Genomic DNA, 11,902 nt, shown 5'->3' with positions numbered 1-11,902 from the left:
AAAATCTGCTTGTTGCGAGTCATTCTTAAATCGGACTGAATCAGTCGGATTTCAAATACGCACAATTTGGTCTGATTTCAAGCTGTGTGATTCTCTATGCCAAGCGCCATGAAAGGGCTCAGGCGGTTGAGATTCTTCATTCTGAGCATCGTCTGGAACAGTGGCTCCGCTTCACCGCCCAGCCGCGACGGTGTGTAGCCACAATATCGTCTGATCTCGTTGATCATGTGCGGCTGGTCGTAGAAGGCGGAAGCGATCTCCGCTTCGGCTTCGTCTGACAGGTCTGGCTGGGCAAGCAGGTGAGCCGCGCGGACTGCACGCATCTTTCGGGCAAGGGCTGCGGGCGCAAGGCCGAAATACTTTGCGACCAATCGTTCAGACTGACGTCTGGAATAAGCAAGCTCGTTATAGAGCGCTTCGATGTCCGGATTGAGCGAAGTACCCAGCCAAGCGAGGACTGTCCTGATCACGGTTTCATGCGGCTTGGGTACTGACTTCAAACGCTGAGCGATCCAACCGGCCAATTCGGCGCACGCTTCCGGGCCGCCAGTCTCGCCCGAACGATAGCGCGCGACCAGATCGTCATGGAACTCGGTCACTTCGTCACCGAGCAATTCCTCTGCCGGGATGAAGCGGTCGAGGTGCGTGCTGGCGTCGGCCCCCGACAAGGCGGCCCAGCCGAGCGGGGAGAGCGACGCGCCAATGGCGTGCCAAGGCCCCGACATGCGAAACGGAGCAGCAGTCTTGAAACCGCTGAACATGCAAGGCTTTCCACCGACCTTCTGAACGACATCGCCGAACTCGATTTCGCCTGACCCATAGGGCGTGAAGAACAGCTGCCCCAAAGCGCCGGGGTGGCGGTCGGCGATCTCCCGTTCATCCCATTTGAAATGAAACAGCGCGAGCACGTGCTGCTTCAGGCCTTCAGGCGGATCAAAATAGGTGAGTTGAAAGTGCCTGTTGCTTGCGTCGGCCGCCTTGCCCGAGTTCATTGATCGTCTCGCAAGCGGGGCGGCACGATCGACCAAGTGCGACCCTTCGGTCGCACCGCCCCCAGTGCCTCTGCGCCAGGCGCTGGAGAACCGCGTTTGCGCGGCTCTTCAGCAGGGACATATGCTGGCTCGACCATATCGCCTTGTAATACAGCGACATGACGCTTTTCAAAGCCTAAGTGGTTGTTATTCCTTCTCAAGCGCGTCGCGTGCATACTTTCCAGGCGGTCCATGGGCGGCAGGATCGAATGTCCGCACGACCAGGTCCCCCTCCTCCAGAATAGTCGGCGTTCTCCCGGTGTAACGACGCAAGTCGTTGATCAGATGCGACTGATCGAAATAAGCCAGCGAGATCTCGTCTCGAACCGTGGCTGGCAAATCCGGTTGCGACAACAAGGTCGCTGCCCGCATTGCTCTTACTCGTTTGAGGAGTTGCCTCGGCGGGACACCGAAGAACCGATTGCTGAGCCGTTGGGCCTGTCGCCGCGATATTGCAAGCTCGTCGAACAGGGCCTCGACAGGCGGATTGAACTCTTTCGAGAGCCAAGACATGGTCTCGTCTATGAAGGTCGCATGAGCGGGCTTGATCGGCGTGATTGCTTCACGGATCACCTGCGAGAGCGCTTCGGTCGCCTGCGCAGGATCGTCAGGATCTGCCTGTCCAATGCCGACCAAGCGATCAGCGAGTTCGTGGCTCAGAGCATCGTGTGGTGGGATCATACGGTGATGAACCGCGTCAACGGGCTCGCCAACCAGTTCAGCCCATCCGCGGTGTGTCAGCGATGCGCCCACGCAGCGGAAGGGCCCGAGAACCGACAAGCGGGTCGCTTGCAACAGGGGCGCATTGAGGAAGACCGGGGCGGGTGCTTTTTGCGTACCGCTCTCAAAATGCAGCTCGAACGTGCCTTCGAAAATAGCATAAACCTGACCCGAATAGGCCGGCATGACGTCCTCGATACGCTCGGCGCCTGAACGCATGGCGTAGAAGATGTTCACCTGTTCTCGAAGATCAGGCGGAGGGGCGATAAGCTCAAATTCGACAGGATGTTTGGTTTCGAAGAGCATGCCTTGTGTTGGGCAGCTTTGCTGCGCCCCCTTATGAGTCCAGCTCGCGCAGATTTTTCGGCGCGATCATTTCGGACAGGTAGGGGTTGTCCGGGTTCTTGAGTCTGGCAGGGGTGCGGCCGACGAAACGGTTGATCTCTCTGATCATGTGCGACTGATCGAAAAACGCTTCGCCAAGTTCGGCTTCGAATTCTGGGGTCAGGGTGGGGAAAGATAGCAGCGCCGCCGCTCTGAGCGCGCGATATTTGCGAGCCAGCGCTTGCGGTGAGAGGCCAAAATATCGCTCTGTCAGGCGTTGAACCTGGCGCTCCGAATAGGCCGCCTTTTCAAGCAGATCGCCAAGGTCCGGGCTGAGAGATGAACCAAGCCAATTGTTGACGACCTTGATGAGCTCTGCGTGTCGCGAGTTCACGCGTTTGACCGAGCTGCCAATGAACTCACCAATCGCAAGCGCGCATTCCTGCCCGGTTTTCGTGCCCGCGCGATACTCGGCGATCAAGTCAGCACCAAGCTTGGTCGCACGGTCGCCAAGAATCTCGCCAGCATCGCGAAGCCGGTCGCGATTCTCGCCCGCGTGAAGGCCCGTCAGCGCGGCCCAGCCAAGCGGCGTGAGGGCTGCGCCAATGGCATGGAACGGGCCATCGACCACGATTGGATTGGCGGTCGACAGCGGTGTCATCACGGCCACTTCGGGATTGGGGTCGCTGTGGCCTGCCCGAAAGTGCATTTCACCCTTGCCGTAAGGGAACAGCGACAAATGGCCTACCGAGGCAGGCTGGATATCGGTGATCTTGGGCTCGTCACAGCGGAAGTGATAAAGCGTCGTTACGTAGTCGCTGATCGCCGCTGGCGGAGCGATGTAATCGACGTGGATGAGCGACTGAGATGTGAGCTCATAGCTCACCTCATCAGGCTCAAATTCTGTGTCTCCATTCATGGAGTCTGTGAATTTTTCCATCAACAACGCCCCGATATGGAGGCGTGTAGCGTCTTTCTGGCTGTTATAACATCAAAAAAAAGGGCGGCCCACGGTTGGGCCGCCCATTTGAGTTGAGGAACTCTTTGCATTGCTGCTCCGAGCCCTTCGGGTCGCAGAACAGTGTCTAGACGCGAACTCGGCCTAAGAATTGTATGCAAACGACAAGGTATCATGGAGCAAATTTTCGGTTCGATCACAAAGTCTTGAGCTTACCGCTTGGTAGAATGGTCGGACGTGCTCCTCTCGACAGATCGGATGAAATCAGCTTACGCGCAGAACCATGACGCTCACCTCTCGCCTCTTCGCGCTCGCTCGTCCGGCCATCTTTGCGCTCGACCCCGAGACCGGCCACCGCCTTGCGATTAACTCGCTGAAAAAAATGCCTTTTGCTTCAATCTCTTCTGGAGACTCTGGAAGCAATTCGCTGGCGGTACGAGTTGCCGGATTGGACTTTCCAAACCCGGTGGGGGTCGCCGCTGGGTTCGACAAAGACGCTGAAGTGCCCGATGCTCTTTTGAGACTTGGCTTTGGCTTCACCGAAGCAGGGTCGATCACTCCGCGCCCTCAAGCTGGCAATCCCAAGCCTCGACTCTTTCGACTCGCCGAAGATCGAGCGGTGATCAATCGGATGGGCTTCAACAACGCCGGCGCGCAAAAAGCTCTCAAGCGATTCGCAGCACGCAGCGGCCGCCCAGGCGTCGTCGGAATCAACATTGGCGCCAACAAGGATTCCGAGGATCGCACGGCAGACTATGCTGAGATGGCCCGGCTCATGGCACCTTATGCGAGCTATCTTGCGGTCAACGTGTCGAGCCCGAACACTCCGGGCCTTCGAGCGCTTCAGGACGAAGCTGCATTGGCTGGCCTGATCGATGCCGTGATCGAGGCGCGTGGCCAAGCGGAGACGGAAACTGTGCCCCCGATCTTCCTCAAGGTCGCGCCGGATCTTGAGTACGATGATATCGACGCGATTGCGCGCATAGCCATCGACAAAAAGCTCGGCGCACTCATTGTGTCGAACACTACCATCTCGCGACCTGACCTTAGATCACGGCATGCAAACGAAACCGGGGGGCTTTCGGGTGAACCGCTGCGCGCCATGGCGCTCGAACGCGTTCGCGATTTCCGCAAGGCAACCGGCGGAGAGATGCCGCTTGTCGGCGTTGGCGGCATTGCGACAGCCGAGCATGCGTGGCAGCGCATCAGGGCGGGCGCGAGCCTTGTCCAGCTTTACTCGGCCATGGTCTATGAAGGGCCCGGTCTCGGCAGCCAGATCGTGAGCGGACTGGAGCGGCTCATGAAACGCGACGGATTTTCGAGCATTGCAGAGGCGGTGGGAAGCGAATAGCAGTCGCACCCGATGCTCAAACACTTCTCGATAATCGCCCCGATCGCGCTTCTGGCCACAGCCTGCGCGGACATGGATGCTCCCGTCGCAAGCCCGGCATCGGCCGCGCAAATCACAACGCCGGGCGCGGTCAGCGCAGCGGACCCGCGCGCCGCAGCAGCGGGCGAAGCGATCCTCGCGAAGGGCGGCTCTGCGGCCGATGCAGCCATCGCTGTCATGCTGGCCCTGACAGTGGTCGAACCGCAAAGTTCCGGAATTGGCGGCGGCGGCTTCATGATCCATGCCGGCTCTGACGGCATCGAAAGTTTCGACGGTCGCGAGACAGCTCCGGCCACGGCCACGGGGACTCGCTTTCTTGACGCAGATGGCGAACGCCTGCCGCGTGAGACCCGAGTTACCTCGGGTCTAAGCGTCGGGGTTCCAGGCAACATCGCCCTCGCAGCGCTCGCCCATAAGGAACACGGCAACCTTGCATGGGCCGAGCTGTTCGAGCCAGCAATCGCCCTTGCCCGCGAAGGCTTCGTTATGAACCGCCGACTTCACCAGTCGCTTAGCGGCCAGCAATCGCGTGCGGGCAAAACCGAAGCCGCGCGGGCCATATTCTTCGGTGAAGATGGCGAGCCGCTTCCTGTTGGGGCGATGGTAAAGGTGCCTGAACTTGCGGATACACTAGAACGGATCGCGGCTGGCGGGCCCGAAGTCTTCTACCGCGAAAGCGCTGCCGAGTTTGCGCAATACGTCGCTGCTGAAACGCCGCAAGATGGCAAGATGAGCGCCAGCGATGTGCGAGCTTATACAGCCAAGATGCGCGATCCAGTATGCGCCCCTTATCGAACGTACAAGGTGTGCGGCATGGGCCCGCCCTCGTCGGGCGGCGTGGCGGTTGCACAGATGCTTGGCCAGCTTGAGGGATTTGATCTCTCGGCACTTGGCCCGCAAAGCGCCGAATTCTGGCACCTATTTCTGGAATCGCAGCGGATCGCTTACGCTGACCGCGAGCTTTATCTGGGTGACGCGGATTTTGTTGAAGTGCCAGTCGATGGTCTCGTCAATCCCGATTACATGGCCAGCCGCGGTGCCCTGATTGATCGCAGCACCGCGATTGCAGAGGTACAACCAGGAACGCCCCCCGGTGCACCGATGGCCCGCGCTGACGGTGACGAACCGCCAGAAAACGGCACCACCCACTTCTCCGTGGTCGATGGTGAAGGCAATGCGGTCAGCTACACCTCAACCATCGAAGGAGCGTTCGGCTCTGGCCTCCATTGGGGCGGATTCTATCTCAACAACGAGCTCACCGACTTCAGCTCTTCGCCTGATGTCAACGGTGTCCCGGTGGCAAACCGGGTCGAAGGCAGCAAGCGTCCGCGTTCTTCGATGGCGCCTACAATCGTCTTCGATGCGGATGGAGAGATCGTTCTCGTGATCGGAGCTGCTGGCGGGCCGACTATCCCAGTACAGGTCGCGCGCTCGATCATTGGCGTCATTGACTTTGGCATGAGCGCTGAAGAAGCGCTTGCCCTTCCCTTGCTGATGTCATTCGGATCGGTCGCGATCACCGAAGAAGGCAGCGTCGCGGCAGCTGTGGCGGATCAGCTTACAGCCATGGGCCACGGCGAAATCCGGGTGATCTCACCGCGAGGCAAGACCAACGCGTTGCTTCGGACCGAAAATGGGTGGGAATCGGCTGGCGACCCAAGGATTGCAGACCTTTTGCGCTACGAACCCTTGTCAGCGTCAGAAGGCAATCGGGGTGCTGAGCAGCCCTGAGCCGGAAGGCGCCAGCTGACGGCAACGCTTGTCGCTACGCGCTTGGGGGTTTATCTTAACAATAATACTAAAAATGCAACGCCTCCAGCGCGGCTATAGCCTGGCGCAGCGGGGCGGGAAGAGGAGCTTCATTCCGTGCACGCACCCAACACCCCCCCGGCGGCGGATCCGAACGACAATCCGATCCTGCAGGATGTCGATAGAGCCAACAATCTGGTCGAGCTATTTCTGAAACGCGCTGACGAAAAGGGCGACGCTCCTTTTCTAGGTCGAAAGCAGGACGGCGAATGGAAAACGCAGAGCTGGCGCGAAGTTGCTGACCAAATTTGCCTGCTCGCCGAAAGCCTGCGGCATCTTGGCTTGAGCGATGGCGACCGCGTTGCGCTCGTCTCCGAAAACCGTCCTGAATGGTGCATCGCGGACATCGCGATCATGGCGGCGGGCTGCATTTCGGTGCCGACCTACACTACCAACACCGAACGCGATCACGCGCACATCCTCGACAATTCGGGAGCACGCGCCGTCGTCGTCTCGACCGAAAAGCTGCTGGGTCCGGTGGTTGGCGCGATTGGCCGCACAGGCATTGTCGACCACGTGATCGGCATCGACGACCTTCACCGTCAGCAGGCTGGTAGCTTCGAGTATCATTCCTGGGACGATCTTATCGCAGGCGATGCAACCGCAGCGCGCAAGGCGGTCGAAGAGCGGATCGCTGGTATCACACGGGATGATCTCGCCTGCCTGATCTACACCAGTGGCACCGGCGGAGCGCCGCGCGGTGTCCGCCAGCACCACGGGTCGATCCTGTGCAATGTTGCTGGCGCTGCGGAAATCCTGATCAACGACTTCGGCATCAAGGACGAACGCTTCCTCTCCTTCCTCCCTTTAAGCCACGCTTATGAACACACCGGCGGCCAATATCTGCCGATCGGTGTTGGGGCCGAAATCTTCTATTCCGAAGGCCTCGAGAAACTGGCCTCCAATATCGAGGAAACCCGCCCGACTATCATGGTCGTCGTCCCGCGCCTGTTTGAAGTGCTGCGCACGCGGATCATGAAGCAGGTCGAAAAGCAGGGCACGGTCGCCAACTTCATGATGGATAGCGCGCTGAAAATCAGCGAGAATTCGCGCGACGGCAAGATCCGCAAGCGCGACATGCCACTCAACATGCTGGTCGAAAAGACCCTTCGCCCCAAGATCCGCGCCAAGTTCGGCGGCAGGATCAAGGCGATGGTTTCAGGCGGCGCGCCTCTCAACCCGGAAGTTGGCAATTTCTTCGAGGCAATGGGGCTCACGATGCTCCAAGGCTATGGCCAGACCGAGGCGGGTCCGGTGATGAGCTGCAACAGGCCAAAGGTCGGCCTCAAGATGGACACGGTCGGTCCGCCGATGCGCGGCGTCGACATCCGCATTGCCGATGATGGGGAAATCCTGTGCCGCGGCGAGCTTGTGATGCACGGCTATTGGCAGAACGAGGCCGAGACCGCGCGTACGATCGTCGATGGCTGGCTTCACACAGGCGACATCGGACACCTCGACGACAAAGGCCGGATCGTAATCACCGACCGCAAGAAGGACATGATCGTCAACGACAAGGGCGACAATGTTGCTCCGCAAAAGATCGAGGGCATGCTGACACTCCAGCCGGAGATTGCGCAGGCGATGGTGAGCGGTGACAAGCGCCCCTATGTTGTCGGCCTGATCGTGCCTGATGCGGAATGGGCGCTCGAATGGGCGCGCGCAAACGATGAAAAGTTCGACCTGAAGGCGTTGCAGGAATTGCCCGCTTTCAAGAATGCCGTGCGCGCCGCGGTTGACCGAACGAACAAGGACCTTTCGGTAATCGAAAAGGTGCGCCAATTCGCCTTTGCGGATGAGGCGTTTTCAATCGAAAATGAGGAAATGACGCCGAGCATGAAAATCCGGCGTCACAAGATCCGCGACCGCTATGAGGACAAGATCAACGGGCTTTATCGCAGTTGATCGAGAGGCAGCCTAAGCCGCCTCTACGTCCTCGACATATTCGGGATAGAAACTCGGGCGGCGTTCGGACCAGCCCGGCGCTGTCGCAGCTGCTTCGCTGAGCGATTGCAGCAGCACTTTGCGTTGGTGTGGGCGGATGGTCGGCAGCGCTGCCGCTGCACAGAAGGCTGCAGGCAGGTATGGCCGCGCTTCGGCTCCAAGAAGACGTTCATACAGAAAGCGGAAAGCTGAGAAGCTGTTCAGGCGTTCTTGCGAAAGATCGAAAGACGTCATCCTTACCAGCTTGCCGATAAAGCGCTCGATCTCACCCATGGCGCCCTCTTGCGGGACCAGGTCGCGCAGCACTTTGAGATCCTGATAGGCGACGTACTGGCGACGGATCGCAGTGTTCTCAGCTTCTGTGCGGCCCCACAGCTTGAATGCATCGCACCGGCCGAGGCCAATATCGAGGCTGCGCTTGATGTAGCGTTGCTCACATGCAGCGAAGGCCGCGAATTCGCGCATTTCGCCGATGGCCATGGTCGAAGTGGTGGCAAGGGTCACTGGCTCGTCTCCTCAAGTGCTGGAGACGTTTGTCCGACAGTTTGGTTAACACCCGGTAACCATGGCGCAGAAACTAGCGGCTAAATCAGATCAGCCCTGCAAGCGGGCTCGAAGGATCGGCATATTTGCGCCGCCCCATGCGCCCGGCAAGATAGGCTTCGCGGCCCGCTTCAACCGCGAGTTTCATCGCGCGCGCCATCCGAATGGGATCTTTTGCCTCCGCGATGGCAGTGTTCATCAAGATTCCATCGCAGCCCAGCTCCATGCCGACAGCCGCGTCCGAGGCTGTTCCCACTCCCGCATCGACCAGCACGGGCACGTTCGCACCCTCTACAATGAGGCGGATGGTGACCTGATTTTGTATCCCGAGGCCTGATCCGATTGGCGCACCAAGAGGCATGATAGCGACCGCGCCCGCATCTTCGAGTTGCTTGGCGGCAATCGGATCATCCACGCAGTAGACCATGGGAAGAAACCCTTCCTTCGCCAGCGTCTCCGTCGCAGTCAGCGTCTCTCGCATGTCCGGGTAGAGCGTGCGAGCCTCACCCAGCACTTCGAGCTTCACCAGATCCCAGCCGCCCGCCTCGCGTGCAAGTCGCAGGGTGCGAATGGCCTCTTCGGCGTTAAAGCACCCAGCGGTGTTGGGCAGGTAAGTGATCTTCTTTGGATCGATATAGTCTGTCAGCATCGGCGCCTTGGGATCGCTTACATTGACGCGGCGCACCGCGACGGTGACGATCTCTGCACCACTCTCCTCGAGCGCGGCGGCGTTTTGTTCGAAATCCTTGTACTTCCCTGTGCCCACGATCAGGCGAGAGCTGAATGTGCGGCCGGCAACGCTCCACGTATCCTTGGCGGGCGCGGAATGGTCGCCGCCACCGACGAAGTGTACGATTTCCAGGGTGTCCCCTGAACCAAGTGAAGCCTCGTTCAAGGTCGACCGCGGGACGATTTCGCCATTGCGTTCCACCGCCACTTTTTCAGGCACAAGGTCGAGTTCGCGGACCAGATCTGCGATGGTAGCGGCATTGGTGCGGCGCACTTCGCCATTCAGGGTTATGGATTTCGTTTCGGTCATGGCGATCATGGAATAGCCGCCAAACCCGCAGGTGCAAGCCTAGCGTAGCGAGGACCGAATGTTGAGCAGATGGCCGGCGGCAACGAGGGTGACGCCGATCATCGTCAGGACGATTTCTTCCTCACCATGAGGCATGGCCAATGCGCCACCCATGAAGGTAAGCCCCATCATAGCAATCACGAAGGGTGCTGCGCGGCGATGCCTGAGCGCGCCCCAGCCGATTGCGACGGCGGCGATGACGAGGGCAATAGCGAGACCGACGCGGTGAATCTCGGGCGCAAGCAGGAAGTGTCCGCCGATGCCCAAGAACGAAACGACCACAATCGTTGCAAGGCAATGCAACGCACACAGACCCGCAAGGCCAATGCCAAGCTGGTCGAGCCGCCGGTTCGTTTCGGCCGTAGAATCAGAGAAGGGTCCCGGTGCCATCGCGATTGCCATGTATGTAATGTTGTCACATTGCGCAAGGGCTTGCGCCCCGCGCAGCATCCTTTTTCACGAACGCACTTGTCACGATGCGCGTTCCCTCACATTTACGCAGGCGTCATGGCCAGCCTTGCAGACAGCCCCTCTATCAAGACCAGCGAAATCGGATCACGCGCCCGCCCCTTGGCGATTGCGCGCTGGCTGGAGGTTGTCGCGTTCGTCGTCGTTATGATCGTGCTGGTTGGCGGGATCACCCGGCTGACCGAAAGCGGGCTGTCGATCACAGAATGGGAAGTTGCGACCGGCATCCTGCCTCCGCTAACCGATGCAGCGTGGCAGGCTGAATTCGCGAAGTATCAGGCGACGCCGGAATATCGGCTTGAAGCAAGCTTGACCGGAATGACGCTGGCCGATTTCAAATTCATCTATTTCTGGGAGTGGTTTCACCGCCTGCTCGCCCGTATGGTCGGACTGCTCTATGCAGCTCCTCTCGTCTGGTTCTGGGTAAAGGGAGCCATCCCGAAAGGATTCAAACCGCGCCTCGTCGGGCTGCTTGCTCTTGGCGGACTGCAAGGCCTGTTTGGTTGGCTGATGGTACAGTCGGGCCTTGTCGGGGACATGACCGATGTCAGTCATTTTCGCCTCTCATTGCACCTTCTGACCGCGCTGTTGCTGTTGGGCCTGTTGGTCTGGACCGCGCGCGACATGCGCCGCCTCGCTCGTGTGCCCGGTGCAGGGGCGGCGCCGCTGACCTTGCCTGCAGCGCTCGTGGCCGTTGTTCTCTTTATCCAACTGCTCCTCGGCGCTTGGGTTGCCGGCCTAAACGCAGGTCACGCTGCCTACGATTGGCCGCTGATGAATGGGCGATTGGTGCCGGAACTCGATTTTTCTTCGGGCTTCTTGTGGACGCTGACTCACGACCCCTTCCTGCTTCACTTCCTGCACCGTTGGTGGGCATGGATTGCTGTCGCTGCATTGATTTATCTCGCGAGACGGGTCCGCAAGAGTGATCGCCGCGCATCGATCGCGGTTCACAGCGCCTTCGGCGTCATGATCATCCTCGGGATTGCAACGGTCATGACCGAAGTCTCGCTCTGGGTCGCGGCAGCACACCAGTTGACAGGCGCGCTCCTCGTCGCGTCAACGGCCTGGGCGATGCATAGTGATGGCGTTCGCATTCAAGGGCAGCGCGCCAGCGCAAAGTCGGCATGAACGACGTTCAGGCCGCCTTGGCCTGGTGCCCGTTTCCCGACGTCGAAAGCGCAAAAGATGTTGCAGAGACACTTCTCGAAGAAAGGCTGATTGCCTGCGCCAACATCATTCCAGGCATCATCTCCGTGTTCGAATGGGAAGGCCAGTCCTCAGCGCAGTCGGAAGTGGCAGTCCTATTTAAGACGACGGAAGAATGCCTCGATCGCCTGATGGCTCGACTGGGCGAATGTCACCCATATGACACACCGGCGATTGTCGGGTGGCTTTGCAACGCTGCACATCCTGATACAAAGCAATGGCTTGGAGTGACTCTGGGCAACACAACTTCGGGATAATGGGTGCGCCGAGCAGTTGTGGCGCGCCGCGAGACGGGTCCAAGAGCAAATTGGTCGAGACAGCAAAGATTGAAATGGTATCTCGTCGGGGGGCGTTAACCTCAATGGGGGCCGTGGGCGCGTTTCTTGCGATGCCTCCTGCCCTAGCGGGGACATCGAGCAGGCTCGCAA

The 11,902-nt window shown here is 59.5% G+C and carries 11 protein-coding genes; 5 read left to right on the top strand and 6 right to left on the bottom strand.

The window, feature by feature from the left end:
* Positions 1-77: 77 nt before the first annotated feature.
* The 3 genes from NAP1_RS12970 to NAP1_RS12960 form a co-directional block, all read right to left on the bottom strand.
* Positions 78-992: a helix-turn-helix domain-containing protein gene (locus NAP1_RS12970; protein ID WP_007165769.1), complete on the bottom strand. Its 915-nt coding sequence runs from the start codon at positions 990-992 to the stop codon at positions 78-80.
* Positions 993-1,178: 186 nt separating this feature from the next.
* Complete coding sequence (locus NAP1_RS12965) at positions 1,179-2,057, bottom strand: helix-turn-helix domain-containing protein (RefSeq protein WP_007165768.1); 879 nt, start codon at positions 2,055-2,057, stop codon at positions 1,179-1,181.
* A gap of 31 nt (positions 2,058-2,088) precedes the next feature.
* Complete coding sequence (locus NAP1_RS12960) at positions 2,089-3,015, bottom strand: helix-turn-helix domain-containing protein (protein ID WP_007165767.1); 927 nt, start codon at positions 3,013-3,015, stop codon at positions 2,089-2,091.
* A 301-nt stretch (positions 3,016-3,316) separates the two neighbouring features.
* On the opposite strand from NAP1_RS12960, the gene NAP1_RS12955 reads away from it, so the two are divergent.
* The 3 genes from NAP1_RS12955 (at position 3,317) to NAP1_RS12945 (ending at position 8,137) form a co-directional block, all read left to right on the top strand.
* A complete protein-coding gene (locus tag NAP1_RS12955; protein WP_007165766.1) occupies positions 3,317-4,384 on the top strand; it encodes a quinone-dependent dihydroorotate dehydrogenase in 1,068 nt (355 codons plus the stop codon).
* Positions 4,385-4,396: 12 nt separating this feature from the next.
* Entirely contained in the window at positions 4,397-6,154 is a 1,758-nt protein-coding gene (gene ggt / locus NAP1_RS12950) for a gamma-glutamyltransferase (protein WP_007165765.1), read from the top strand.
* A 135-nt stretch (positions 6,155-6,289) separates the two neighbouring features.
* A complete protein-coding gene (locus tag NAP1_RS12945; RefSeq protein WP_007165764.1) occupies positions 6,290-8,137 on the top strand; it encodes a long-chain fatty acid--CoA ligase in 1,848 nt (615 codons plus the stop codon).
* A gap of 12 nt (positions 8,138-8,149) precedes the next feature.
* Here NAP1_RS12945 and NAP1_RS12940 read toward each other — a convergent pair whose 3' ends face one another.
* From NAP1_RS12940 to NAP1_RS12930, 3 genes are all read right to left on the bottom strand, one after another.
* Positions 8,150-8,656: a hypothetical protein gene (locus NAP1_RS12940; RefSeq protein WP_007165763.1), complete on the bottom strand. Its 507-nt coding sequence runs from the start codon at positions 8,654-8,656 to the stop codon at positions 8,150-8,152.
* Positions 8,657-8,765: 109 nt separating this feature from the next.
* Entirely contained in the window at positions 8,766-9,758 is a 993-nt protein-coding gene (gene thiS, locus NAP1_RS12935; protein WP_040465040.1) for a sulfur carrier protein ThiS, read from the bottom strand.
* 39 nt (positions 9,759-9,797) lie between these two features.
* Entirely contained in the window at positions 9,798-10,187 is a 390-nt protein-coding gene (locus tag NAP1_RS12930; protein WP_040465039.1) for a MerC domain-containing protein, read from the bottom strand.
* A 117-nt stretch (positions 10,188-10,304) separates the two neighbouring features.
* Here NAP1_RS12930 and NAP1_RS12925 point away from each other — a divergent pair, with 117 nt between their 5' ends.
* Together NAP1_RS12925 and cutA are read left to right on the top strand one after the other, a co-directional pair.
* Positions 10,305-11,396: a COX15/CtaA family protein gene (locus NAP1_RS12925; protein ID WP_007165760.1), complete on the top strand. Its 1,092-nt coding sequence runs from the start codon at positions 10,305-10,307 to the stop codon at positions 11,394-11,396.
* A complete protein-coding gene (gene cutA, locus NAP1_RS12920; protein WP_007165759.1) occupies positions 11,393-11,731 on the top strand; it encodes a divalent-cation tolerance protein CutA in 339 nt (112 codons plus the stop codon). Before NAP1_RS12925 ends, cutA begins: the two co-directional genes overlap by 4 nt.
* Positions 11,732-11,902 lie beyond the last annotated feature (171 nt).

It is taken from the genome of Erythrobacter sp. NAP1, from assembly GCF_000152865.1.
Classification (GTDB): domain Bacteria; phylum Pseudomonadota; class Alphaproteobacteria; order Sphingomonadales; family Sphingomonadaceae; genus Erythrobacter.
This window is presented reverse-complemented; position numbering and strand designations above follow the sequence as displayed.

Coding starts and splice junctions, on each gene's coding strand:
- NAP1_RS12955 (WP_007165766.1), top strand. CDS start 3,317: ATGACGCTCACCTCTCGCCTCTTCGCGCTCGCTCGTCCGGCCATCTTT.
- NAP1_RS12970 (WP_007165769.1), bottom strand. CDS start 992: ATGAACTCGGGCAAGGCGGCCGACGCAAGCAACAGGCACTTTCAACTC.
- NAP1_RS12960 (WP_007165767.1), bottom strand. CDS start 3,015: ATGGAAAAATTCACAGACTCCATGAATGGAGACACAGAATTTGAGCCT.
- thiS (WP_040465040.1), bottom strand. CDS start 9,758: ATGACCGAAACGAAATCCATAACCCTGAATGGCGAAGTGCGCCGCACC.
- NAP1_RS12930 (WP_040465039.1), bottom strand. CDS start 10,187: ATGGCACCGGGACCCTTCTCTGATTCTACGGCCGAAACGAACCGGCGG.
- NAP1_RS12940 (WP_007165763.1), bottom strand. CDS start 8,656: ATGGCCATCGGCGAAATGCGCGAATTCGCGGCCTTCGCTGCATGTGAG.
- NAP1_RS12965 (WP_007165768.1), bottom strand. CDS start 2,057: ATGCTCTTCGAAACCAAACATCCTGTCGAATTTGAGCTTATCGCCCCT.
- ggt (WP_007165765.1), top strand. CDS start 4,397: ATGCTCAAACACTTCTCGATAATCGCCCCGATCGCGCTTCTGGCCACA.
- NAP1_RS12925 (WP_007165760.1), top strand. CDS start 10,305: ATGGCCAGCCTTGCAGACAGCCCCTCTATCAAGACCAGCGAAATCGGA.
- cutA (WP_007165759.1), top strand. CDS start 11,393: ATGAACGACGTTCAGGCCGCCTTGGCCTGGTGCCCGTTTCCCGACGTC.